General features: G+C 61.5%; 24 protein-coding genes. 11 read left to right on the plus strand and 13 right to left on the minus strand.

The window, feature by feature from the left end; genetic code table 11:
* Window positions 1-50 precede the first annotated feature (50 nt).
* The 4 genes from BW967_RS08200 to BW967_RS08215 all read left to right on the plus strand — a co-directional run bounded on the left by BW967_RS08200 (window position 51) and on the right by BW967_RS08215 (window position 4305).
* Window positions 51-779 (plus strand): RNA methyltransferase, encoded by a 729-nt coding sequence (locus BW967_RS08200; protein ID WP_373455190.1) that lies wholly within the window; start codon window positions 51-53, stop codon window positions 777-779.
* A 37-nt stretch (window positions 780-816) separates the two neighbouring features.
* Window positions 817-1527, plus strand: a complete 711-nt coding sequence (locus BW967_RS08205; RefSeq protein WP_076484584.1) for a hypothetical protein — start codon at window positions 817-819, stop codon at window positions 1525-1527.
* 79 nt (window positions 1528-1606) lie between these two features.
* Window positions 1607-2836: a COX15/CtaA family protein gene (locus BW967_RS08210; RefSeq protein ID WP_076484585.1), complete on the plus strand. Its 1230-nt coding sequence runs from the start codon at window positions 1607-1609 to the stop codon at window positions 2834-2836.
* Window positions 2836-4305, plus strand: coding sequence for a carboxypeptidase M32 (locus tag BW967_RS08215; RefSeq protein ID WP_076484586.1), 1470 nt, complete (start codon window positions 2836-2838; stop codon window positions 4303-4305). Before BW967_RS08210 ends, BW967_RS08215 begins: the two co-directional genes overlap by 1 nt.
* A 151-nt stretch (window positions 4306-4456) precedes the next feature.
* Here BW967_RS08215 and BW967_RS08220 read toward each other — a convergent pair whose 3' ends face one another.
* The 9 genes from BW967_RS08220 to BW967_RS08265 all read right to left on the minus strand — a co-directional run bounded on the left by BW967_RS08220 (window position 4457) and on the right by BW967_RS08265 (window position 12832).
* Window positions 4457-5704 (minus strand): hypothetical protein, encoded by a 1248-nt coding sequence (locus BW967_RS08220; protein ID WP_076484587.1) that lies wholly within the window; start codon window positions 5702-5704, stop codon window positions 4457-4459.
* A 65-nt stretch (window positions 5705-5769) separates the two neighbouring features.
* On the minus strand, window positions 5770-6456 hold the full coding sequence (locus BW967_RS08225) for a M48 family metallopeptidase (RefSeq protein WP_076484788.1): 687 nt from the start codon (window positions 6454-6456) through the stop codon (window positions 5770-5772).
* Window positions 6457-6495: 39 nt separating this feature from the next.
* Window positions 6496-7131, minus strand: a complete 636-nt coding sequence (locus BW967_RS08230) for a DedA family protein (RefSeq protein ID WP_083952049.1) — start codon at window positions 7129-7131, stop codon at window positions 6496-6498.
* Complete coding sequence (locus BW967_RS08235; RefSeq protein WP_139327809.1) at window positions 7128-7493, minus strand: hypothetical protein; 366 nt, start codon at window positions 7491-7493, stop codon at window positions 7128-7130. The genes BW967_RS08230 and BW967_RS08235 overlap by 4 nt, the downstream gene beginning before the upstream one ends.
* Before the next feature lie 5 nt (window positions 7494-7498).
* On the minus strand, window positions 7499-8680 hold the full coding sequence (locus BW967_RS08240; RefSeq protein ID WP_076484589.1) for a vWA domain-containing protein: 1182 nt from the start codon (window positions 8678-8680) through the stop codon (window positions 7499-7501).
* Window positions 8681-8725: 45 nt separating this feature from the next.
* Window positions 8726-10204, minus strand: a complete 1479-nt coding sequence (locus tag BW967_RS08245) for a DUF2927 domain-containing protein (RefSeq protein ID WP_245826484.1) — start codon at window positions 10202-10204, stop codon at window positions 8726-8728.
* Window positions 10205-10632: 428 nt separating this feature from the next.
* On the minus strand, window positions 10633-11604 hold the full coding sequence (locus BW967_RS08255) for a methyltetrahydrofolate cobalamin methyltransferase (RefSeq protein ID WP_076484591.1): 972 nt from the start codon (window positions 11602-11604) through the stop codon (window positions 10633-10635).
* 2 nt (window positions 11605-11606) lie between these two features.
* Window positions 11607-12497: a methylenetetrahydrofolate reductase gene (locus BW967_RS08260; protein WP_076484592.1), complete on the minus strand. Its 891-nt coding sequence runs from the start codon at window positions 12495-12497 to the stop codon at window positions 11607-11609.
* Window positions 12498-12508: 11 nt separating this feature from the next.
* Entirely contained in the window at window positions 12509-12832 is a 324-nt protein-coding gene (locus BW967_RS08265; RefSeq protein WP_076484593.1) for a virulence factor, read from the minus strand.
* A gap of 433 nt (window positions 12833-13265) precedes the next feature.
* Here BW967_RS08265 and BW967_RS08270 point away from each other — a divergent pair, with 433 nt between their 5' ends.
* The 3 genes from BW967_RS08270 (at window position 13266) to BW967_RS08280 (ending at window position 16213) form a co-directional block, all read left to right on the plus strand.
* On the plus strand, window positions 13266-14396 hold the full coding sequence (locus tag BW967_RS08270) for a Ppx/GppA phosphatase family protein (RefSeq protein WP_076484791.1): 1131 nt from the start codon (window positions 13266-13268) through the stop codon (window positions 14394-14396).
* A complete protein-coding gene (locus tag BW967_RS08275; protein WP_076484594.1) occupies window positions 14393-15136 on the plus strand; it encodes an RlmE family RNA methyltransferase in 744 nt (247 codons plus the stop codon). Before BW967_RS08270 ends, BW967_RS08275 begins: the two co-directional genes overlap by 4 nt.
* Window positions 15137-15235: 99 nt before the next feature.
* Entirely contained in the window at window positions 15236-16213 is a 978-nt protein-coding gene (locus BW967_RS08280; RefSeq protein WP_076484595.1) for a GAF domain-containing protein, read from the plus strand.
* Window positions 16214-16250: 37 nt separating this feature from the next.
* Here BW967_RS08280 and BW967_RS08285 read toward each other — a convergent pair whose 3' ends face one another.
* Complete coding sequence (locus tag BW967_RS08285; protein ID WP_076484596.1) at window positions 16251-16676, minus strand: DUF1284 domain-containing protein; 426 nt, start codon at window positions 16674-16676, stop codon at window positions 16251-16253.
* A gap of 313 nt (window positions 16677-16989) precedes the next feature.
* On the opposite strand from BW967_RS08285, the gene adh reads away from it, so the two are divergent.
* A complete protein-coding gene (adh, locus tag BW967_RS08290; RefSeq protein ID WP_175610428.1) occupies window positions 16990-18516 on the plus strand; it encodes an aldehyde dehydrogenase in 1527 nt (508 codons plus the stop codon).
* A 160-nt stretch (window positions 18517-18676) separates the two neighbouring features.
* On the plus strand, window positions 18677-20908 hold the full coding sequence (locus BW967_RS08295; RefSeq protein ID WP_076484597.1) for a methyl-accepting chemotaxis protein: 2232 nt from the start codon (window positions 18677-18679) through the stop codon (window positions 20906-20908).
* A 73-nt stretch (window positions 20909-20981) separates the two neighbouring features.
* On the opposite strand, the gene BW967_RS08300 is transcribed toward BW967_RS08295, so the two are convergent.
* From BW967_RS08300 to miaA, 3 genes are all read right to left on the minus strand, one after another.
* On the minus strand, window positions 20982-21533 hold the full coding sequence (locus tag BW967_RS08300; protein ID WP_076484598.1) for a TIGR00645 family protein: 552 nt from the start codon (window positions 21531-21533) through the stop codon (window positions 20982-20984).
* Between the two features lie 108 nt (window positions 21534-21641).
* A complete protein-coding gene (locus tag BW967_RS08305; protein ID WP_245826485.1) occupies window positions 21642-22553 on the minus strand; it encodes an AraC family transcriptional regulator in 912 nt (303 codons plus the stop codon).
* A gap of 92 nt (window positions 22554-22645) precedes the next feature.
* Window positions 22646-23536: a tRNA (adenosine(37)-N6)-dimethylallyltransferase MiaA gene (gene miaA, locus BW967_RS08310; protein ID WP_076484599.1), complete on the minus strand. Its 891-nt coding sequence runs from the start codon at window positions 23534-23536 to the stop codon at window positions 22646-22648.
* Window positions 23537-23634: 98 nt separating this feature from the next.
* Here miaA and pyrH point away from each other — a divergent pair, with 98 nt between their 5' ends.
* Window positions 23635-24369, plus strand: a complete 735-nt coding sequence (gene pyrH, locus BW967_RS08315; RefSeq protein WP_076484600.1) for a UMP kinase — start codon at window positions 23635-23637, stop codon at window positions 24367-24369.
* 110 nt (window positions 24370-24479) lie between these two features.
* Window positions 24480-25043 (plus strand): ribosome recycling factor, encoded by a 564-nt coding sequence (frr, locus tag BW967_RS08320; protein ID WP_076484601.1) that lies wholly within the window; start codon window positions 24480-24482, stop codon window positions 25041-25043.
* Window positions 25044-25055: the final 12 nt, after the last annotated feature.

Raw genomic sequence — 25055 nt, forward strand, 5'->3', positions numbered from 1 at the left:
CGCGCGCGCCTTGCCAGCGGCTTTGCGCGGCGCTATCGGGGGGCATGAGCATGCAGATTCCGACTTTCATCCTGATCCGGCCCCAGATGGGCGAGAATATCGGCGGCGCGGCCCGTGCGATGTTGAACTTTTCGCTTAACCGGTTGCGGTTGGTTGCGCCGCGCGATGGCTGGCCAAACCCGAAAGCGGTGGCAATGGCCTCGGGCGCGGCGGGGCAGGTGCTTGATCATGCGGGGGTGTTTGCGACCACCGCCGAGGCGATTGCGGATTGCGATTTTGTCTTTGCCACCACCGCTCGGGGGCGCGAACTGACCAAGCCGATCTATACCCCCGAAGCGGCGATGGCCGAGGCGCGGGCACGGATTGCGCAAGGCCAAAAGGTCGGCGTGATGTTCGGGCCCGAGCGCACCGGGCTCGAAAACGATGAGATCATCCGCGCCAATGCGATCATCACCGTGCCGGTGAACCCGGAGTTTTACTCGCTCAACCTCGCGCAGGCGGTGCTTTTGCTTTCCTACGAATTTGGTCGCCAAGGCAGCGACGCCCCGGCGATTGATCCGGGGTTGGCGGGGTCTGAACCCGCCAATGCGCTCGAGATCGAGAAACTGGGGGACCATTATGAGGAACGGCTGGAGCAGGCCGGGTTCTTCTTCCCCGAGACGAAAGCCCCGATGATGAAGCGCAACCTGCGCAATATGTGGAGCCGATTTGGCCTCACCCGCGCCGATGTGCAAACGCTGCACGGCGCGCTGCGCCAACTGATGCGCGGGCGCGACTAAGCTTGCCTGCGCCCCAAGCCGCGCCCATCCTACCCGGATGAGAAAATCTTTCCGCAAAGCGATTCTGGCGCTTGCCCTTGGGGCGGGGCTGGGCGCTGTTGCGCTTTTGGTGTTTTTTCCGGCGCTGCGCGGAGCGCTTTGCCCAAGCTGCTATGGGTTGGAACAGGTTTCATCCGAACTCTTTGTCGAAGCGGAGATGCCGCTTCATGCACGTCTTGCACTTTTGCGCGAAGTGGCACAGGCGCGCGGGCAGATTGAAGCGGCGCTTGGCCCCGCGCGGGCGCATTTGCGGATTTTGGCTTGCCAAAGCGATGCCTGCGACCGCCGCCTTGGAGGGCGCGGGGCGGCGGCGGTGACCTATTCGCTTGGGCCTATTTCGGTGGTGCGGCTCGCGCCACGCGGGCTTTCGCTCACCATTTTGACCCATGAGCTGACGCATACCGAAACCCACGCCCGAATGGGTGCCTTAGGCCAGTTGCGCGGGCGCATGCCCACTTGGATGGATGAGGGCGTCGCGGTGATCGTGTCGAATGACCCACGCTACCTTGGGCCGGGGCAGGGCGCAGAGCGGTGCCTGAAGCGGCCCCGCGCGACCCTGCCGGTTTCGCCCTTCATCTGGGGGCCACTCGCGGGACAGGACCGCGACATTTATGCCGAGGCGGCCTGCGCCACGCTGATGTGGATGGACAAAAACGGTGGTGCGTCAGCGCTTTGGGCACGGCTGGACGCGGCAGAGCCATTGCCCTAAGGGAGGCGCGCGGGCCTGCCCCCTTGCCCCTTGGGCGTGCGGGGCCTAGTCTCGCGCACGATCAAAGTAGGAGCGCCCGATGGGGATGAAACCGTCGAAGAAAGCCAACCGCGCCCTGTTCGAAGAGGTTGGGGTCGAGACGCCAAAGCAAATGCCCGTCACACCAAAAGGCGGCATGATCGATGCCCGGCCCAAAGGGGCGCGTGGGGCGGTGGCCTTTTGGATGGCGACGCTCGTGCTGCTTGCGCTGGTGATGCTGGGGCTCGACCAAGTTGCGTTGCCCGAGCCTGTGGCCGAAGCACAGGTTTATAGCGGCACCGCTCTGCTGGGTGTGTGGCTCTTGGGCGCTTTGGGCTTGGCCATAGGGCGGAAGTTTCCGCGCGGTTGGGGTCTGCGCAGTCTTGGTCTTGGCGCGCTGTGCCTCGTGGCGGTCCTGTCAGATGATCGGTTTTTTGTAAATATCGACAATGCTTTGCAAGGCGATGCTGTCACTGAGCAGGTCTCTGTTCTGCCGCAGGCGGGCGATATGCCGCCGATGGTGATGCTGCCCGCCACCCCGCCGAGCCCGACCCCGGACCCCGCTCCCGAAGCCGCACCAGAGGCCGCGCCTTCGGCCCTTGCGCCCTACATCGCGCAGGCTTCGCACTATACGCAGGTGGCGGCTTCCTTCACTGCCGCGCAGATTGAGCAAATGCGCAGCCTCCTCACCGCGCCTGTGCTTGTGGCGCTGCGCGCGGGGCTGGCGCTGATGATCGCGGGTTTTGCGCTTTGGTATGCGCTGCTTCTCGGCCGCAGCGAGGCGGAGTTGATCTCCGCCCGCCGTCAAGGCGAAGCGGGGCTGACGGGCCTTGCCTCTGGCGTGATGCACCTTGGTTTTGTGCAAACGCTACTGGGGGCGCTTGTGTCCGCGCTTGGCGCGGGCGCTGTTTATATGGATTGGCCGCTGATGGGCGGGGCCTTCTTGCCCGCCGATGCGCTGAGCTTAGAGCCCGTGTGGCGCAACTTCCTTGAAAACCAAGGGCTCGTGCAATTCATGCATCGCATCGCGGGCTATCTGCTTTTGGTGCTGGGCATTGTCGCCTTTGTCCGGTCGCGCCGCTCGGTGCATGGGGTGACGCGCTCGGCCTTTTTGATGGCCTTTATCTGGCTCGCGCTCGCCGCCATTTTGGGCGTGCTCACGCGTCTGCGCGGCGATGCGCTTGAAATGGCGCTCGCCCATCTGGGCGTTGTGGTGCTGATGTGGCTCTTTGTGATCCGTGCCCGTTTCCTTGCGCGATACCCGCGCGTGCAATCCATCCGGAGGTCGTGATGTCTGCCTATGCCGAACTAACCGCGCATCTGCGCGAGACCGAGGCACTGAGCTATGTGGCGGAGCGTTTGGGCTGGGATCAGGAAACGATCATGCCGCGCGCGGCGACCGAACAACGCGCCGAGGAAATTGCGGCACTTGAATCGGTGCTGCATGCGCGCCGCACCGACCCGCGCATTGAAGATTGGGTGACCCGGTCTGAGGCCACAACCGAGGTCGAGGCACGTGTGCTTGACCTTGCGGGGCGCAGCTACAACCGGGCGAGCCGCATTCCGGCGCGGCTGGCGACCGAACTGGCCCGGCTCACCTCGCTTTCGCAAGGTATCTGGGCCGAGGCGCGCGCCGCCGAAGACCCGGCACATTTCCTTCCCACACTCGCGCAGGTTGTGGCGCTGAAGCGCGAAGAGGCGGCCTGTCTGAGCGAAGGCGATCTTTATGATGCGCTGATGGAAGATTACGAACCCGGTGCGACGCATCGTCAAATTGGCGCGATGTTTGACCGGATGCGCCCGCGCATTGTCGCCTTGCGGGAAAAGGTGCTGGGTGTTGCCAGCCAACCGAAAGCGATGGATCAGGTCTTCCCAGAAGCTGCGCAACTGCGCATGGCACGGATTTGCGCCACCGCCTTTGGCTATGATTGGACGGCGGGCCGGCTTGATCTGGCGGTGCATCCGTTTTCTTCTGGCTCGGGGCGTGATGTGCGCATCACCACCCGCGTGGTGGAAAGCGAGCCCTTCAATTGCCTCTATTCCACCATCCATGAGGTGGGGCATGCGTGTTATGAACAAGGTATCGACCCGGCCTATGCCTTCACGCCGCTCGGGCGTGGTGTGTCGATGGGCGTGCATGAAAGCCAAAGCCGGATTTACGAAAACCAGCTGGGCCGCTCTGCCGCCTTCACCGGTTGGCTTTACCAGCGCATGGTCGAGGGCTTTGGCGATTTTGGCGTAGCCGATGCTGAGAGCTTCCATGCCTGCGTGAACCGGGTGAGCCCGGGCTACATCCGCACCGAAGCGGATGAGCTGCACTACAACCTGCATATCATGATGCGGTTCGATCTGGAGCGCGCGCTGATCACCGGAAAGCTGGAAGTGGCCGATCTGGAAGAGGCGTGGAACACCCGCTTTGAGGCCGATTTCGGCGTGAAGGTGGACCGCCCCTCGCATGGGTTCTTGCAAGATGTGCATTGGTCGGTTGGTCTCTTTGGCTATTTCCCGACTTATAGCTTGGGCAATGTCTATGCGGGCTGCCTGCACAAAACCATGCGGTCCGAGGTAGACGGGATCGACGCGGCCTTGGCCGAAGGCACGGCAAAACCCGCCACGGATTGGCTGCGTGAAAAGCTGCAAGTGCATGGCGGCCTACGCCCGCCGCGCGAAACCATCGCCCATGCCTGCGGGTTTGAGCCCTCTGAAGCGCCGCTGCTTGAGTATCTCGAAGAGAAATTCAGCGCGATTTACGGGTTGTAACGGGGCAGGGGGCGCTGCCCCCGTCCTTGCAGGACACCCCCGGGATATTTCGACAAAGTCGAAGGACAAAGACACCTGATCTTCGACTTTGCTAAAATATCCCTGAGGTGAATTTGCCCCTTAGGGCAAAGAGGGGGCAGCGCCCCCTTTTTTATGCCACCGAGGTGAATTTGTTGGCCGCTGTGGTGATCAGGCTTTTGGCGTGGCTCAGCCCCGCAAAGCGCGCAGCGAGCGTTTTGGATCCGGCGGTGACGCGGAAATAGTCGTAAGCCTTGGGGCGATCAAAGGCGCAAAGATATTGGAAATGCAGCCGGAAGAAGCGCCAACGGAGTTCCTTCCAGCGCGCGGGGCTGAGCGTTTGCGTGAAGGCGGCGGAGAGCACCAGCGGATGGCGCTGCCCCTGAGGCCCCACGCCCGAGACGCGCACCGGATCACAAAGCGCAAAGGCGCAGCCATCGCCCGGCGCGGTGACATCGACCCAAGCCAGTTCCGCGCGCGTGCAAAGATAGGCCAGATCACCGCGCAGGCGATGCGCTTTGGGCAGGTAGCTGACCATCGGCACCACATGGCCGAGCGAGAGAAACCCAAGCGCGGGGCCATCGGCCGGCACGCGGCCCGCGCGGATAAGATCGGCCAAGATCGACACCGCCAGATGCGCGCCCGAGGAATGGCCGACGACCAAAACCTCGTCCCAATCCTCTTGCAAAGCTTGCGCGATGGTCTCACCAAACTGCGCCATGCGGGCTTCAAGTTCGGGCGGGTTCGCGCCGCCCCAACGCGCGGTAAAGGCGTAATCATGCATCAGGTAATAGGCGTAAAAGGTGCCGTCTTTTTTGCGAAACCAGCGCAAGAGCCCGAAGACAACGCCCAAGCCCGCAAGGGCCGAGACCCCGGTGGTAAAGAACGGCAGCAGACCGGGCACGGAAAAGAGCGAGACCGCCCAGCCCAAGTAAGCCGCAAGCCCGGCATAGGTGCCAAAGCCCAAGCCGAGCGCGACAAGAAGTTGCAAAATCAGCGCAAAAATCGGGTAAAGCGCGGCAATCACCGGGCCTTTGCGCAGCCGCATCAGCCGAAACAGCGCGCCCGAGGCGATATAGGCCCAAGCGGTGCGCAGCAATTGCCCGTACGTCGCTGGGATCGAATTGGCCATGCTGTCGCGCACGATATCGGCCCAGATCAGCACCTCGATATCGGCCTCGACCGCGGCGCCGTCTTGGGTGGAGGTCACATGCCAGCCATAGGGGCCGCCGCCGCGTTTGGGCGCAAGGGTGAGATCATAGCCCGAAATCTGCGCCTGCGCGCGGCCTTCCTTGCGGTAAAGCTCGCGGTAGCGGCGCGGGTGGATCGGGTCATAACCGGGGATGTAGAACACCCGGCGCTTGGCAACGTCTTGGGTCATTTGGGGCCTATCTTGCGTGCTTTGATCTCGGCACGCTAGCAAAAAAGCCAAGCCAAAGCTGTGACTTATGCCCCATTCCAGCGCGCAACATTGCTGCGAATGGCGCGCATCCGTGCCTCGGTCGCGGGGTGAGAGAGAAGCCAAGCAGGGGTGGCGCCCGCGCGCGCGCCGGTGAGCGCATCAAGCTTTTCAAAGAGGCTAAGCTGAGGCTCTGCACCAACGCCCGCCTTGATCAAAAGGGCGGAGGCGAATTCATCGGCCTCATATTCATCCTTCTGGCTTAGCTTCGCCGCCACGGCGGCGGTGATCAAATTGGCGATCCACGGGCCAATGAAGGGGATGAACCGCCCCAAAACGCCCGCAAGCAGCACGCGCAGCAGGTTTTGGCCCGAGAAATCCAGCATCCGCCGCTTGGCGTGGCCGCGCGCAACATGACCGATTTCATGCGCGATGACCGAAGTCAGTTCCTCCGGGCTGACCTTGCCCGCGCGATAAAGCTCCATGAACCCCTCGGTCAAGAATACCCGTCCATCGGGGGCTGCAAGCCCGTTTACTTGCGGGATTTCATAGACAAAGACCGGGAGCCGTTCGACCCCGAGCGCGGTGCGCAGACGCTCCAGATAGGGCGCAAGACGCGTGTCATTAAGCGGGCGCGACTCGGCTGTGAGTTTGCGCATCGTCGCGCGGGCCGAGAAATGCCACATCACAAGGCCGCCCGCGATGAGCAGCAAGAAGGGAAGAAGGCGAAGCAATAGGACCATGTTTCACAAATGGGGTTGGGTGCGGGCCGTTCAATCCCCCGTCGTAGCGGGGGCTGGGTCCTGATCACTGTCTTTGGCGGGGCGGCGCAGGGTGCGGGCGAGCCAAAGCCCCAGCCCAATTGCCACAGCGCCTGCCGTGATCAAGCCAAGCACGTTGCCCGCCAGATCGGCGGCCGCATCAAGATTGGCGCCAAAGACCATGCCGAGCCCGATATAGGCGCTGACCCAGACCAACTCGCCCGCGACATCGGCAAGCGTAAAGCGCGTGTGGCCATAGCCCGAAGCGCCCGCAGCAAGGTTCACCCAAGGCCCAAGCGCGGAAAAGAGCCAACGGCTGAGAAACACCGCCACCGCGCCGTTTTGCGCGAGCTTTTCCAAAGCGACGGTGATGAGTGCCGCGCGTTTCGAGCCCGGTGCGGGCAGCAAATGCCCCGCCTTGCGGCCAATGACATAGCCGATCTGGTCGCCCATCAGCGCGCCGCCAAAAGCCGCCAGCGCCACGGGGGCGAGCGCCAAATCCCCCGAGGCGACAAAGGCCCCGGCAGCGATCATCATCAAAGACGAGGGCACGGGCAGCGCCAAACAGCTGAGAAGCGTGGTCAGCCCCACAAGCCAAGGCCCGTAAAGGGGCAGCGCCGCCAAGAACCAATCGGTCAGATCGGTCATGAGCCGGGGTCCGCCTGTTTTGCGGCGACAAGCGCGGGCAGGCCGGTTTCCAGACGGGCGATCAGATCGGGCAGGGGGACATTGATCTTGCGGGCAATCCGGTCGAGCGTGGGCGGGCCTTTGCCCACAAGCTCGGGCCCGTTTTCAATGCCCAAAACACCATCCACCTGTTCAACAGGCAGATGCCAACTGCGCGCGATATAGCCCGGGGTCATCCAACCCTCTGGCGCTTGGTGCTGGTGTTCGGGGTTTGCCCAATAAAGCGTGCGCACCACAATCCGCCCACCGAAAAACGCCGCCAAGAGCGCGGCCAGCACAAAGGCAATCAGCGCGCCGCGTTGTTCGCGCCACAATCTGCGCAACGCATTCATCCCAGCACCTTCATCGCGCGGGTGATCCCTTCCAGCGTCAGCGGGAACATGCGGCCCGCGAAGATCTGATCAATCATGCCAATCGACATCGTGTAGGACCAGTGCCGCTCTGGCACCGGGTTGAGCCAGATGTGATCGGGCCATTGTTCCATTGCGCGTTCCAGCCAAAGCGTGCCGGGTTCGGGGTTCCAATGCTCATTCGCGCCGCCGACATGGGTGATTTCGTAAGGTGACATCGAGGCATCGCCGACAAAGATGCATTTGTAATCTGGCCCGTAGCGATGCAGCACCTCCCATGTTGGGAGTAACTCGCCCCAGCGGCGGTGGTTGTCGCGCCAGACGCCCTCATAGAGGCAGTTGTGGAAGTAGTAATGTTCAAGGTGTTTGAACTCGGCCCGCGCGGCGGAGAATAGCTCATCCACCAGCGCGATATGGTCATCCATCGAGCCGCCAACATCGAGGAAGAGCACGACCTTGACCGCATTATGCCGCTCCGGCCGGGTTTTCACGTCGATATAGCCCGCTTCGGCGGAGGCGCGGATTGTGCCCGGCAGGTCCAGTTCTTCATGGGCGCCGTGGCGCGCCCATTGCCGCAGCCGTTTGAGCGCCACTTTGATGTTGCGGGTGCCCAGTTCCACCCGGTCATCGAAATCACGAAATTCGCGTTTGTCCCAGACCTTGACTGCGCGGCGGTGGCGGCTTTCGGCTTGGCCGATGCGCACGCCTTCGGGGTTATAGCCATAAGCGCCAAAAGGGGAGGTGCCAGCGGTGCCAATCCACTTATTGCCGCCTTGGTGGCGTTTTTGCTGTTCTTTGAGCCGCTCGCGCAGCGTCTCCATCAGCTTTTCAAAACCGCCCAAAGCCTCGATCTGGGCTTTCTCTTCCTCAGACAGGTGCTTTTCGGCCATTTTGCGCAGCCAATCCTCGGGCAGATCAAGCGCATCAAGAATGGCTTCTTGAGGAATGGCCTCCAACCCTTTGAAAGATTGCGAAAAAGCTTGATCGAAGCGGTCTAGAAAACGCTCATCTTTCACCATCGCCGCGCGGGCGAAGTAGTAGAAACCATCCAGATCATAGGTGCAAAGGCCCGCCGCGAGCCCTTCCAGAAAGCCCAAATATTCGCGCGGGCTGACGGGGACGCCAGCCGCGCGGAGGTTTTCAAAAAAGGGTAAGAACATCACATCCCCCGCGCCAGTTGCCCGGCGCGGGATTTGCGCGCCGGATCAGCCGCGCCCGGCGCGGGCCAGCGCCGCCACTTCGGCGGCCCGAGCGCGCACCGCAGCATCGGAGCCAAAACCGTAACGCGCCCATTGCGCCGAGTCGACCCGTGCTTGCTGTGCCTGCGCCGGATTGCCGAGCGTGTCATAGGCTTCTGCGCGGATGAAATAGAGCGTCGCCATCAGCGCCGCGTTTTCGCCGCTCAGCGCCGGGGTCATCGCCCGGTTCACCAGTGCAATCGCATCTTGCGCACGACCGGCAGAAAGCGCGAAAGCCGCAAGTTGCATATCGACATGGGCCGATTGAATGCCCGCACCCGGGGTGGCGCGATAGATGTTGCCGGCTTTGGCAAAGGCATTCAGCGCGGTTTCCGGGTCGTTTTGCACGCTCAGGCGGCCAAGCGCGAACCAACCAAAGGCGGCGCGGGTATCGTTCCAGCCTTGCGCGGCGGCCAAATTGATCGCGCTCATCGCGGCGGCGCGGCGTGCCCCGGTGTTGCCCGGACCAATCGCCCGGTTCACCGCAGACACATAGGCGCGCGGGGTCGGGTCATCGCGCAAACCACGCACCGCGCCCCCTGCGGGGTTGAGACGCGCAAAGACGGCGGGCAGCTTCGCCTGCACCTCGGGCGCGCTCATGCCCGAATGCAACTCGGCTGCATAAGTCGCGCGCAGTTGAATCATGTCATAGCGTGTCAGCACGGTATGGAAGTTGTCATCGTTCCAGACCGAATTCGGCAGACGGTAGAGGTCATTGAGCGGCCCAAGCGCTTGGCTGGTTTCCTCATGCAGACAGTCGCGCACCTCTTGGGGCGTGGCTTCCGCCGGAATGAAAACCGTGGCTGAGACGCGCTGCTTCACCTGTGTCCAGTCGCCCCGTGCGGTGCGACGGGCGGCGCGGTAATCGTCCCAGCCGCTGACATTGGGCACCACGAAACAGGCCGCATTCGGCACTTCGCGCGACATTTGTTTGCGCGGCACGAAGTCGATCTGAATGTGGTTTTGCGCCGAGGCCCCCACCGAGATCGGAACCCCGGCTTCGCCGCGTAGCCGCGACACGAGCCGCGCCAATTCGCGCGGTGCGCTTGCGGGCGCACCCGCCCCGAGCGAGACCGTGATCGGCCCTTCAAAGCGCGAGAATTGCGGGATTGCGCGCCCGGATTCGAGCGAGAAGCTCAATTCCATGAAGTCCCGCGCCAAGGCAGAATTGCTTGGCAGGCTTTCAGGGCGCTGCGCTGGCAACGACATATCCACGCCCGCTGATGGATCAGCGAGGGGAAGGTCGATGGCTGCCGTTGAGGCCCGAGTGGTGGGCGCATCAATACTGGGCGGGGCTGACATACAGCCCGCCAGCATCACAGCGGCAATCAGCCCGGAGCACCGGGCAATAGAATGAGAGGCCCGCAGCGCATAGCGCTGGGGCCGGACGAATTCCGCGGTGGCAGCCGCAGAATCCGCCCGGAACGGCAGACAATTCGAACGCATGGCAGTGCGTATCCCAGGTTTTGTAGGCCACTGTAGGCACAGCGCCGTAACTTCGACCAGTAATTCTTTGAGTTGCAATGGGATTTTAATAAGGCGGCCCCAGATGTGGTGCCATTAACCTTTCAAACACCCGCCTTATTGTTGCCACAATTGGGCAGCGCGCGGGGCTTTGGTGCAGATGCGGAAACGCAGCGTTCGGAAACCAAGCCGATCCGGGCAGATTAACGCCGAATCAAGATCATGTTGTTTCTGATCTGGAAACACGCATAGCGTGCAAATAATGGAAAATGCTCGCGTTTTTTTGCTTTTCGCGGCGCAAGCCGGAAACATTACCGGCCTTGCCGCAGGCATTGGCGGGCAAAATGAAAACGCCCCAGCGCAAAGCCGGGGCGTTTTGTGGTGGTCGAGTCGTTGGAGTAACGCGCGCTTTAGCGGGCGCGGCGACGTCCACGGCCCCCGGCCGACGCGGCAGCAGCCGAGGCCTCGGCAAAGGTCGCGCCTTCTTTCATCGCGTCCAGCACTTTGGAGAGTTTGATCCACTCCATCGAGTTGGCGTCGTGGTCCATCAGCAAGTTGGCGGCGCGGATCGCCTCCATCTCTTGGCTGCGCACCGGGTTCATGATCGCTGAGGTCATGCCTGCGCCAATCGCCATCGGCAAGAAGGCCCCGTTGACGCCATGACGGTTCGGCAGACCGAAGGAGATGTTCGAAGCGCCGCAGGTGGTGTTCACGCCCAGCTCGGTGCGCAGACGTTGCACCAGCGTGAAGACCTGACGGCCCGCCGAGGCCATTGCGCCCACCGGCATCACCAGCGGGTCCACCACAATGTCATGCGCCGGGATGCCGAAATCGGCCGCGCGCTGCACGATCTTTTTCGCCACTTCAAAGCGGACATCGGGGTCTTCCGAAATCCCGGTGTCGTCGTTCGAGATCGCCACGACCGGCACGTTGTATTTTTTCACGAGCGGCAGCACGAGTTCGAGACGCTCTTCTTCCCCGGTGACGGAGTTCAACAGCGGGCGGCCCTCACAGGCTTCCAGACCGGCTTCAAGCGCGGCGGGCACCGAACTGTCGATGCACAGCGGCACATCGGTGATCGCTTGCACGCGGGTGATCAGGTCGCGCATCAGCGGCGGTTCAACGAAGTTGTTGTCGGCGTAACGCGGATCTTCGGCCATTTTGTTGGAGAAGACAGCGCCCGAGTTGATGTCGAGCACGGTCGCCCCACAGGCCACCTGTTCCAGCGCATCTTTCTCGACGGTGGTGAAATCGCCCAGCTCCAGCTCGGCGGCCAGTTTTTTGCGGCCCGTCGGGTTGATACGCTCGCCGATCACGCAGAAGGGCTCGTCGAAGCCGATGGTGACGGTCTTCGTCTTGCTCTCGAGAATGGTGCGGGTCATTTTCAGCCTTTCACTTGATCTGCGATCCAGGTCGCGTTCGTTTTGATACCGCCGAGCGGGAAGAAATGCACGGCTTCGATGCCGAAGGCGGGGTTGGCGGCTTTATGCTTCGCCAGTTCTTTCAAGAGTTCGGTCGGCTCCAGCGGCGCGAGCAGCTTGGTCACGTCTTTGGCGCGTTTTTGCAGCACTTTGAGCGAGGGGCCAACACCGCAAGCGATGGCGTATTTGATCAGCGTTTGCAGCTTGGCCGGGCCCGCGATGCCAATATGCACCGGCATGGTGATGCCTTCTTCGGCCAGACGGTTCACCCAAGCGATCATCGGACCGGCTTCAAAGGCGAATTGGGTGACAATCGCGCAATCGGCGTCGGTGGTGTCAGCGAAACGCTGTTTCATATGCAGCGCTTGCATCACCATTTTGTCGCCACCTTTGGGGTCGATGTCGCGGCTGCCTTCGGGGTGGCCCGCGAAATGGAGCCGCTCAAAGCCCGCAAACGCGCCGGTTTCCACAAGCTGCATTGCATTATCAAGCGTGCCCACCGGCGTGGTCGGCCCGCCGCCCAGCAGCAGCGCTTGTTTCACATCGGCTTCGCCTTTGTAGCGCGCCACCCAGTCACGCAGTTGCAGCGCGTCGCGCATGATGCGCGCGGGGAAGTGCGGCATCGGCTCAAAGCCTTCTTCGCGCAGCCGCTTCACCGTGGCGACCATTTCTTCGATCGGCGTGCCTTCGATATGGGCAACATAAACGCGGGTGCCCGCAGGCAGGAGTTCGCGGAAGTCCGGGATCTTCGCGGCGGTGCGCGGCATCACTTCCATCGAGAACCCCTCGAGGAAAGCAGGCACAGCGCCATTGGTGGGCGCACTGGTGTCGCGGCGGAAATTCAGAAGGGCCATGTCTCTCTCCGTCAGGTTGTCTGGCTGGGTGGGGCGGCGTTTGCCCAGCCGTCATTGGCAATCAACCGGGCCAAAGCCGCGGCATCGTAGTCGGAGAGAACCCGCGCCAGTTCGGCTTCGGCTGCTTCCGCATCCGATCCGTCGCGGGTGCCAATCATCACCTTGCGCCATTCTGCAAGATAGGCATCGCTATCCTTTGCGCCCACTTTCATCGCGCAGCGATCAATCGCTTGCTCAAACCGTTCGGGGAGCGGTTTCTTAACGCCCCGACGGCCAGAGCCGACAATGATCTGCGCTGGAATGTCGCGCCAGAAGACGATGGTGATATCGGCCATGTGTGATTCCCTCTTGATCCAGCAATACGTGTCAAAACGACGACGCCGGTGACGGATTTCGACATTTTTCGCAAAGTTGGCGACACAGCCACGTTTCCTTACCCGGCTGTTGCATCGCTGCGCATCCTCGAATTCTGCAAGATGATGATGAGCCTTGCTCACTTGCCGTTAAGGTCAAGGAAGCAGGGGCCGAAGCGTGGGTTTTGCCTTAAAACTTGGTCGCATTCTTGCTGATTGCGCCGCGGCGCGGACGGCAGGGCCGCGGTGCGCCCGCGTTCTTGCTGCGCAGCGCATCACCGAACCGCTCACAAAATCAGGCAAAATCGGGCTGCGGGGGCGATGTGACGATCGTCACCATATCGTCACCTGCGCGCTTGATCCTGCCTCCCCCCCGCGCTACCTAGGGGATAACTTGAAATCGGAGGGCGTGAAGATGGCGCCCAGGCGTCCTCGGGCTGCGGGCGCGATCCCGAAAAAGGTCGAACGCGCTGCACCCACCCCCGCCGAGTCGGGCGAGCTTTATGCTGCGCTTGATCTCGGCACCAATAGTTGCCGGATGCTGATTGCCCGACCGAAGGGGGATCAGTTTCAGGTGGTCGACAGCTTTTCGAAAGCTGTCCAGCTCGGCCAAGGGTTAGAAGCCTCTGGGCGCTTGTCTCGTTCATCTATGGCGCGGACGGTGCAAGCGCTGCAAATTTGCCGCCGTAAGATCGAAAGCCATGGCGTGAAGCGGATGCGCTTGGTAGCGACCGAGGCCTGCCGCCGGGCGGGCAATGCGCGTGACTTCATCCGTTACGTGCGACGCGAAACCAATCTGCCGCTGGAGATCATTCCGCCAGAAGAGGAAGCGCGGCTCGCGGTGATCTCTTGTGCTTCGCTGGTGAAGGCCGAGACCGAGCAGCTTTTGGTCGTGGATATTGGCGGCGGGTCGACCGAGCTTGTCTGGATCGACATTTCCAAAGTGCCGTGGTGTGACCGCCCGCGCTCGATCATGCGGCTCTCGGGCGGGTTTTCGCAGCCCGAATGCGATATTCCCTCGGCCCGCGTGGTCGATTGGATTTCCGTGCCGCTTGGGGTGGCCACGCTCAAAGACCAATTCGGCGATGTCGAAGATGACGCCGCGCGGTTTGCGCTGATGTCTTGGTTCTTCGAAGAGAAACTGGCCGATTTCGCGCCCTATGCATCGGGCACGCCGCAAGCCGGGTTTCAGGTGATTGGCACCTCGGGCACGGTCACCACGGTTGCCGCCTGCCACCTTGGGCTCAAGCGCTATGATCGCAACCGGGTCGATGGGCTCACCATGACCTCGGGCGAGATTGATGCGGTGATCCGCTCGTTTTTGAACTTAGGCCCGGATGGGCGGCGCGCGGACCCGCGCATTGGGCGGGATCGGCACACGCTCATTATGTCGGGGGCCGCGATCTTGCAGGCGTTGATGCGGGTTTGGCCCACAGACCGGATGTCGGTCGCGGACCGTGGCCTGCGCGAAGGGCTGCTTTACGCACAAATGGCCGAAGATGGCGTCTTAGAAGAAATGAAGCCGATCGAAGGGGAAATGAAATGACGAAAACTCCGACCGGCAAGAACACCTCGGGCCGTGGACAGCGCGATCTGCGGGTGCGGGTGAAAACCGCAAAAGGGCGGAAGCTGTCGTCCACCCTTTGGCTGGAGCGGCAACTGAACGATCCTTATGTGATCCGCGCCAAGAAAGAGGGCTATCGCGGCCGCGCCGCCTTCAAGATTTTGGAGCTGGATGAAAAGTTCCGCTTCCTTGTGCCGGGCGCACGGGTGGTCGATCTTGGCTGCGCACCGGGCGGTTGGTGCCAAGTCGCGGTGAAACGCGTCAATGCGCTTGGCGAGAAATCGGGCAAGAAGCGCGGCACCGTGCTGGGCGTTGACCTGCAAGAAGTGGATGCAATCGCCGGGGCCGAAATCCATCAGCTCGACTTTTTGGAAGATGATGCCGATGAAAAGGTGAAGGGCTGGCTTGGGGGCAATGCCGATGTGGTAATGTCGGATATGGCCGCCGCCGCTTCGGGCAACCAGCAGGTGGACCACCTGCGCATCATTACGCTTTGCGAGCATGCCGCCTATTTCGCCTTTGATGTGCTGGATGAAGGCGGCACCTTTGTCGCCAAAGTGCTGGCGGGCGGGGCCGAGCAGGGGCTGATGACCGTCTTGAAAAAGAATTTCGACAAGGTGGTGAATGTGAAGCCGCCTTCAAGCCGCAAGGACAGTTCCGAAAAATTCGTTGTGGCGACAGGCTTTCGCGGCAAACGCCATGAAGAGGGGGCGAGTGAGTAGCCTTTTGCGACCAAAGTCGTAGAGGTCGCACCTCTTGCGCGAACATCGAAACCGCCTATCCTGCCATTTCGTCGCACCGAAAAGAGGGGAGGCTTTCCGATGCGCAATTCCCGGCCACAGGGCCGCAATCATGCCGAGATCGTGCAATCGGTCGTCTCCTCTCCGCGTGCGGCGGGGCAGGCGGGTTTTGCCGCCTCTTGGCGGCGCTCGATGATCCATCACAAACTTGACCCGGCGGTGCACAAAGCCGGGGAGCGGCTCTCGGCTTCCGAGGTGGCGTTGCGGCGCGAGGCAGCGGGGCTTTTGTTGCAAGTGGCGACGCCCGTGCTCGACCGTTTGGCCCGCGCGGCTTGTGAGGCGGGCTGTGCGGTCTTCCTCTCTGATGCCGAGGGATTCGTGCTGGATGAACGGATGCGCGAAGGCGACCGGACCGCTTTTCACGGCTCCAACCTTGCGCCGGGGTCGGATTGGTCCGAGGGCCGCGAGGGCACGAACGGTATTGGCACTTGCTTGGCCGAGGGGCGCGCGGTGACGGTGTGGCGTGACCAACATTTCCGCGCCAATAACACCGGGCTCACCTGCATGGGCGCGCCGGTCTTTGGCGCGCAGGGCGAATTGGCGGGGGTGATTGATGTCTCTTCCGCGCGCGAAGATATGACCGAGGGCTATGCCCGCCTTGTGGGGCTCACGGTGCAAGATGCGGCGAGCCGTATTGAATCCGATCTTTTCCGTGCCTCCTTTGAAGGGGCGCGCATCCTTTCCACCGGCGGTGCGGAGGATGGACCGCAAGGGGTGATGCTTTTGGCGCTTGACCGCGATGATCTGGTGATTGGCGCAACCCGCGCCGCGCGGCGGCACTTGGGGCTTGAAGAAGCGCAGATTGGGCGGCTGCCCGCGAATGATCTTTTCGGCGCGCGGTCGGAAACCGGCCAAGGCGCGCTGGCCGAGGCGCAGCGGGCCGAGATGGCACGCGCGCTCGCGCGCTCAGGCGGCAATGTCTCTGCCGCAGCGCGCGATCTGGGCATTGGCCGCGCCACCTTTTACCGCAAAGCGAAAGCGCTCGGGCTGAGCGTTTAAGGCCAGCCGGGCAGGGCGTTGCACCCCACAGCGCGTTTCATACAGGGTGCAACGGCGTATTGGCGAAGCCCGCAGCGGCCACATCGCGGCACAAACTATCCCATTGGCAATCGCGGCAAGCGGCACGGATCGTATCGGACGCAAAGGCCGCGCGCAGCGCGGTGATGCGCTCTGCGGTAAGATGTAGTGTCGCCCCCGGCATGATTTCGATGCCCAGCAAGGCGCCCACATCGCGCGCGGCGGCGGCATCGCGTGCGGTGACGCTACAGCCGTGGCAATGCGGTTCGGGCTCATCGAGCAATGGCGCGCAAATATCATCGGGGCCGGTGACGATCTCAATCTCTTCGCCTGCACCAAGACGCGGCACGATGGCGGACATATTCACCGTAAAGGCAGGTGTGTAACCGGTGCCCGAATAGCTGAGCATGCACAAAAGGTGATGCGGTCTGAGCCGGATCGTCATGCTTGGGCCTTTGCGGGGAGAGGGGAGGGCGTTTGGGGCATCGCTTTTCGTGCTTTTCTGTCCGTCGTGTGATTCCCCGTAGCCCAGATGACCGCAGTTGGCGCAGCGCTGCAACCGGATCGGTTTCCTGATCTGCCTGCGACAAGCTGCCGCCTTTACCAAAATCTTAATGCTGCAGTTGCACCTGTCTCGCCCCTGAAACAGGTGAGGCATAACCTCAGGACAAACCGGCTATGCAATAAGCGCAAGCTGTCGCAAGGTAAGTCCATCAACAGGCTCTGGGAGGAGCTGGTGACCATCAGGGAGGAATAAGATGGCCAACGACATGCCGCATGCGTTCAACGGGGTGATGGTGTCGCCCTTCAAACCGCGCTACGAAAACTTCATCGGGGGCAAATGGACGCCGCCGGTTGGGGGCCAGTATTTCGACAACATCACGCCGATCACTGGCGAGAAAATCTGTGAAGTTGCCCGCTCGGGTGCCGCAGATGTGGAACTGGCGCTGGATGCCGCCCATGCGGCCCGCGAAGCTTGGGGCACCACCTCGGCCGCGCATCGCTCCAACGTTCTCTTGAAAATCGCCGATCGTCTGGAAGAAAACCTCGACCTGCTCGCTGCCGCCGAAACTTGGGACAACGGCAAGCCGATCCGCGAAACCACCGCCGCTGACATTCCGCTGTCGGTTGACCATTTCCGCTACTTTGCGGGCGTGCTGCGGGGCCAAGAAGGCTCGATGTCGGAAATCGACAACGACACCGTCGCCTACCACTACCACGAGCCGCTCGGCGTTGTGGGCCAGATCATCCCGTGGAACTTCTCGATCCTGATGGCGGCGTGGAAACTTGCCCCGGCGCTCGCCGCTGGCAACTGCATCGTGATGAAACCGGCCGAGCAAACGCCCGCCGCGATCATGGTGCTGATCGACGTGATCAAAGACCTGCTGCCCGCCGGTGTTCTGAACATCGTCAACGGCATGGGCCCCGATGTTGGCGCGCCGCTTGCCCGTTCGAACCGGATCGCGAAAATCGCCTTCACCGGCTCGACCGAAACTGGCCGCAAAATCATGCAATACGCCACCGAGAACCTGATCCCGGTGACGCTGGAGCTTGGCGGCAAATCGCCCAACATCTTCTTCTCCGACGTGATGGCGAAAGACGATGCCTTCTTGGATAAAGCCGTCGAAGGCTTCGTGCTCTTTGCCTTCAACCAAGGCGAGGTTTGCACCTGCCCGAGCCGCGCGCTTGTGCAAGAAGACATCTATGAAGAGTTCATCGCGCGCTGCATTGCCCGCGTGAAAGCGATCAAACAGGGCGACCCGCGTTTGATGGAAACCATGGTCGGCGCGCAGGCGAGCCAAGAGCAGCAAGACAAGATCATGTCTTACCTCAAGATTGGCCGTGAAGAAGGCGCGGAAGTGCTGACCGGCGGCGACGCGGCAAGCCTTGGCGGCGATCTGGCGAATGGCTTCTACATCCAGCCGACGATCCTCAAAGGCCACAACAAGATGCGGGTCTTCCAAGAAGAGATCTTTGGGCCGGTCGTTTCTGTGACCACCTTCAAAGACGAAGAAGAAGCCCTGCATATCGCCAATGACACGATGTATGGCCTTGGTGCTGGCGTCTGGTCGCGTGACATCAACACCTGCTACCGCTTTGGCCGCCATATCCAAGCGGGCCGTGTTTGGGTGAACAACTACCACGCCTATCCGGCGCACGCGGCCTTTGGTGGCTACAAACAATCGGGCATCGGGCGTGAAACCCACAAAATGATGCTCGACCACTACCAGCAAACCAAAAACATGCTGGTCAGCTACAACCCGAACAAGCTGGGCTTCTTCTGATCCTTCCCATCCGCCCAGCTTTGGCCGCTCCTTCCCGGGGGCGGCCATTTTCATTTGCATCGAATGCCACGTATTATCGCCTTGTCATTCTGAACAAGGGAAACCGCTTCTTAGGCTTGTTTGCTTAGCCTTCCCGGCGTCCGAGTTCGGGAGTTTTCGTATGTCCCTCCGCAAACAGATCCTGCTTTTGCCTGTCGTTGCCGCATTGATCGGCGTGTTGCTTGTCTCCGCCGGAATGGTGCTTGTAGGGCAGCAAACGCTTGAAGCCGCTTACGACAATGAACGTGCCGTAAATGAAGAAACGCTGCGTCTGGCGTTGATTGGTAAAGAAACCGAAGCGCTGTCTATGGCGCGGGTTTTGGCCGCGATCCCCGCGCTGCAAGAAGCCGCCGCGAACCGCGATGATATGGCGATCGAGGCGATTTTGGCGAAAGCCTATGATGATCTTGTGGCCCAAACCGGGCTCAAGCAGATGCAATTCCATACTCCGCCTGCGACCTCGCTTATTCGGCTGCACAAGCTGTCGAAGCGCGGCGATGATCTGAGCCCGTTCCGCCAGACCGTGGTGGACGCCAACCGCGACGAAGTCTCTGTCATGGGGCTGGAGCGTGGCGTCGCCGGTGTGGGCGCACGCGGCATCGCCTCGGTGCGCTGGCAGGGCAAACATGTCGGCACCGTCGAGGTGGGCTTTGACATGGATGTGAAATTCCTCGGCGAGATGGCCGCGAATACCGGGAAGATGTACGAGTATTATGTGGTGCCCAGTGCGGATGTGGCCGCCTCGACCGGGGAAGCTTTGGCGAAGATCGAGCGCACGGCAGATACCACCGGCGCACCGCCAATGCTGGACAGCGCGCAGATCAAGCAGGTGCTGGAAACCGGCTCGGTGGATGTCGAACATGATTTCGAAGGCGAGGCCTATATTGGCCGTGCCATCGCGGTGAAAGATTTCTCTGGCGGGATTGCAGGGATTTATGTGGTTGCCGGCAAGAACCATTTGGCCGCGCAGCTTTTAGCGAACGAAATCAAAATGATGGGCGTCTCTGTTGTGTTGGCGCTGGCCTTTGCCTTCGCCTTTGCATGGGGTTACGGAAGCCGCATCGTCAATTGCATTTCGCGGATGTCGCAAACGACCCGGGCAATTGCCGAGGGCGATACCAATGTTGAAGTGCAGGGGCTGAATCGCAATGATGAGATCGGCGCGATGGCCAAGGCGCTGCAGGTGTTCAAAGCCAATCTGCAAGAAAATGCCCGGATGCAGGCCACGATTGCCGAAGAAGAGGCGGCTTTGAAAGCCGCTGAGGCTGCGCGCATCGCACAAGAAGAAGCGGCTCGCGCGGAACGCGAGCAGGCGGAAGCCGAGATGATCGAACGCCGCCGTCAACGCGAGATCGCGGCGCAAGAAGAGGCCGAACGTCAGGCGGTTGAGGCACAAGCGCGGCTGGCCGATCAGGAACGCGTGGTCAGCGCCTTGGCGCATGGCTTGCAGGCTTTGGCCGATGGTCATATCTGCGCGCGCATCCACGACCCGCTGCCGGGCGACTATGATGTGCTGCGGCAAAACTTCAATGCTGCGCTCGAAAAGCTTTGCGGGGCGATGCAGCATATTGATGACAGCGCGGTGCGGGTGGATGAAGAGGCGGCGCGTTTGGCCGATGCCTCGACCCGGTTGTCGCATAATGCCGAGCAAAACGCGGCAGCTTTGGAAGAAACGGCTGCGGCGCTAAATGAATTGACCAGTTCGGTCTCTTCGGCGGCGGAAGGGGCTGTGAGCGCGCGCAAAATGGCAGATACGGCTCGCGACAATGCCGAAAACGGCGCGAATGTGGTGAAAGAGGCGGTCTCGGCGATGGCGGAGATTGAAACCTCGTCTGAGGCGATTTCGCGGATCACCCATGTGATCGAAGAGATTGCCTTCCAAACCAATCTCTTGGCGCTGAACGCAGGGGTTGAGGCCGCGCGGGCGGGCGAAGCCGGACGGGGCTTTGCGGTCGTGGCTTCTGAGGTGCGGGCGCTGGCGCAGCGCGCCTCGGATGCGGCACGTGAAATCTCGGATCTGATCACCACTTCCACCACGCAGGTGCAGGGCGGGGTGAAGCTGGTGGGCCGCACCGGCGAGGCGCTCGATCATATTCTGACCTCGGTGCGTGATATTCATGCGCGGATGGGTGAGATCGCCTCTTCTGCTGAAGAGCAGGCGCGCGGCATCGTCGAGATCAATGGTGCGGTGATGCAGCTTGATCAGACCACGCAGCATATGGCCAATATGACCGATCAAACGGCGGCATCGGGCCGGGCGCTGGCGATGGAAGGCACGCAGCTTAAACAGACGGTCGAGACCTTCGATCTCAAGAAAGATGCGGTAAGTGCCGCCACGGCCTCTGCAGCCTGATCTGCTCAGTCTGTGATGAAAACGGGGCGCCCTTGGGCGCCCCTTTCGATTTTTGCCAATGCGCTGCGCAGGCTTAATGCGCGGTGTCTTCGCCTTTTTTGACCGGCGGATATTTGGCGTTTTTCTTCAGTGTTTTGGCGTGGTTCGTGATCCAATCCATCGCCGCCAAAAGAACGCCAGAGATCACGAACACCAGATGGATCACCACCATCCAGATGATCTTTTCTTGCGGATATTTATCGAGATCCATGAACACCTTCAGCAGATGGATCCCCGAGATCGCCACGATCGAGGCCACCAATTTTAGCTTGAGCGTTGAAAAGTCGACCTCGCCCTGCCAATCGGGCCGGTCTTCGTGATCGCCGGTATCCATGCGCGAGACGAAATTCTCATAGCCCGAGAAAATGACGATGAGCAGAAGGTTCGCCGCAAGGCTGAGGTCAATCAGCGACAGCGCCCCCATCACCGCGTGATCCACATCGAGATGCGGGACTTCCAGCGCAAAGTGATAAAGCTCCAGCGCAAAGGCCCAAAGCAGGATCGCCAAGACCGTAACAAGGCCCAAATACATCGGCGCCATCAGCCAGCGACTGGCAAACAGCACCCGTTCAATTGCGCGTTCCATGAAATTCCCCCTGAAAAAGCGCGGGCCAAGCCCGGACGCAATGTCTTGCGTCTAGATACGCATCAGGGGCCCCCATGCAAAGATATTTGTCTTTAGCAAAGCTATTTGTCAGCCGCCGCGACGAAACTGCGAGGGCGTTTTGCCGATTTTGCTATGGAAGGCGCGGGTGAAATAGGCGGGGCTGGTGAAGCCCAAGGTTTCCGCGATCTCTTTCACCGGGGCACGGGTTTCCGAGAGCAGCCTGCGCGCCTCATAAAGGCGGCGTTCTTGCAAAAGCTCCGACGCTGCGCGGCCGCAATTGGCGCGGCAGGCGCGGGTCAAGTGTGTGGGCGTGACCCCTAGCTGCGCGGCATAATCGCTGACCGTATGACCGGTGCGGAAATCGCGCTCCAAAAGCGCAGAATAGCGCGCCACCAGCTTCCGGGTCGGGCCAGCGGGTCGGGTTTCGGCGGGCAGGGCTTCGCTTTGGCGCTCAATCACCACACTCAAAAGCCCCAGATAATGGCTCGCCGCGCGGTCTGCACCGGGGCGCCCGCTTTCCAATTCGCGGGTGACGGAATCGATCAACCCGGTGAGTTCGGCTTGCGCGGCGGTATCACGGATCCGCAAATGCTGCGCAGCATGGGGCAGCGCCAAATCCGTATTGCGGCCAAAAAAGACAGCCATGCCATGGGTTTGCAAGCCGACCTCAAAAGCGTGCATGACCCCTGCGGGGATGAAGGCCGCCGTATAGGGACCATAGCCGCGTGTGACGCCACCCATGGTGATCCGGCCCTGACCACGGGTGAACCACAAAAGATAGGGTTCTGAAAGCGCGCGCATCGCCTCCACCCGCCAGCGCCCGCCTTGGGTGAGGCGCGCGAGCGGCACCACACGCGGCGCCGAAGGCGCCTCGGGCAACAGCGTCGTGCGCGGTTTTGCGGGCGCAGAACTCGCCTTGGACGCGGGCTTGTCATCAGGTCGCGCGGGCGCGGTCTGCGTCGCCATTTGCGACAACGGAGGGGCGTTGAACAGTTTCACGGGGCAGCTATCCGAATAGCGGAAATCGCTTTAAGAATAGGGGCGAGCAGCTTGTTATTGCAACGAAAATTAAGGGGATCGGCGGGTTTCTGTTAGCCGCGCAGGATATTGTGCCAGTCTTTCATGCGAGCACGAAACCATGTGCGTTGGCGCTTGGCATATTGGCGCGAAGCGGCCTTGGCGCGGGTGATCGCTTCGTCCAAATCCAGTTCGCCGCGCAAATAAGCCACCAATTCCGGCGCCCCAATCGCGCGCGCCCAAAGGGCGGTTTCGTCCCAAATCGGCAGCACCGCGCGGACCTCGTCTAGTGCGCCATGCTCCATCATCAGATCAAAGCGCCGGTCGATCCGCTCGGCCAAAGTATCGCGGTCCATCTGCACCACAAATGCGGCGCAGTCGGTGAGCGGCAGCAGGGGCGGGGGCGTGTCATCTTGCCAAGCGGCCAAACCGCGCCCGGTGGCCTGCATCACCTCCCACGCGCGCTGCACGCGCATTGGGTTCAGCGGATCGACCCGTGCAGCCGTGGCGGGGTCAAGTTCGGATAGCATGCCCTCATGCCCCTCGGCCATGCGCCGTGAATCGGCCAGTTCGCGCACTTCGGGCGGGGTTGCGGGGATCTCGGCCAGTCCCTCGGTCAGCGCGGTGAAATAAAGCCCCGTGCCCCCCGTGATGATCGGTCGCGGCCCGGTGCCCGCGCGATGGGCAGCAAGAATAGGCGCAAGCGCGCGCAGCCAATGCCCGACGGAGTATTCTTGCCCCGGCGCAAGGTGCCCATAGAGCAAATGCGGCGCGCGGGCCTCTTCTTCTACGGAGGGGCGCGCAGAGAGCACTTGCCAGCAATTCCAGATCTGAAGCGCATCGGCATTCACCACAACGCCGCCAGATTGCGTTGCAATATCAAGTGCTAAAGCCGATTTCCCGCTGGCGGTCGGCCCCGCGATCAGCACCGGGCGGTCGGCGGGCAGTGTTGCAAGATCGAACATTTGCCTCCCCCTCAGGCGCGCGCGGCGGGTTGTATCTGGCGCTCATTTGCGACATTTTGCGCGGCAATGACAACCCGAGATCAGATCGAGGAACCGCGATGAGCGACGCTGCCGAGCCGAGTGTGAAATACAAGCGTGTGTTGTTGAAGATTTCCGGTGAGGCATTGATGGGGGACCAAGGCTACGGCCTGCATCCGCCGACCGTTGCCCGGATCGCGCGCGAAGTGAAATCGGTCCATGATATGGGCGTCGAGATTTGCATGGTGATTGGCGGCGGCAACATCTTCCGCGGGCTTGCGGGCTCTGCGCAGGGGATGGAGCGCACCACCGCCGATTACATGGGGATGCTGGCCACGGTGCTCAATGCGCTTGGGATGCAAGCCCAGCTTGAGGCGCTTGGTATCCACACCAGAGTGATTTCGGCGATTCCGATGGATCAGGTCTGCGAGCCCTACATTCGTCGCCGCGCCGTGCGTCACCTTGAAAAAAAACGCATTTGCGTGTTTGCGGCGGGCACCGGCAACCCCTATTTCACCACCGATACGGCGGCGACGCTCCGCGCCAATGAAATGGCCTGTGAAGCGATTTTCATGGGCAAAAACGGGGTTGATGGGGTCTATGACATGGACCCGAAAAAGCACCCTGAGGCGAAGCGTTACGAGACCGTCAGCTATGACGAGGTTTTGCAAAAGAACCTTGGCGTCATGGATGCTTCGGCAATTGCGCTTGCGCGCGATAACAACCTGCCGATCATCGTCTTCCCGCTTGATGAGCCGGGCGGCTTTAAAGGCATTTTGGCTGGCAAAGGCACCTATACCCGCGTTCAGGGGTGATTTGGGGCAAATTGCGATGACGCAGGGGCAGGGTGTGCGCGCTTGGCCCCTATCCATTCGCGCGCCGTGCCACTATAGAGAAACAGACTGACAAGACCCGGGGGGAACCCATGTCCGAAGAAATCGAAATCGACACCGATGACCTTGAACGCCGCATGGATGGGGCGATGCATGCGCTCAAACATGAATTTGGCACCCTGCGCACCGGCCGTGCCTCTGCCACGATGGTGGAGCCGATCATGGTCGATGCCTATGGCTCGATGACGCCGATCAACCAAGTTGGCACGATCAACGTGCCCGAGCCGCGCATGGTCACCGTAAACGTCTGGGATAAGGGCCTGATTGCCAAAGTCGAAAAGGCGATCCGCGAATCTGGTCTGGGCATCAACCCGCAGACCAACGGGCCGATCATCATGCTGCCGATCCCGGAACTGAACGAAGAGCGCCGCCGCGAGTTGACCAAGGTCGCCGCGCAATATGCCGAACATGCCCGTGTCGCCATTCGCAACGTGCGCCGCGATGGTATGGATCAGGTGAAAAAGGCCAAATCCAACGGCATGTCGGAAGATGACCAGAAATTCTGGGAATCCGAGATCGAAGATCTGACCAAAAAGCACATCGGCTTGGTCGATAAGGCGCTTGAAGACAAGCAAGCGGAGATCATGCAGGTCTAAGACCTGCGGAAA

It is taken from the genome of Rhodobacter aestuarii, from assembly GCF_900156655.1.
In the GTDB taxonomy this organism is placed as follows: Bacteria; Pseudomonadota; Alphaproteobacteria; order Rhodobacterales; family Rhodobacteraceae; genus Rhodobacter; species Rhodobacter aestuarii.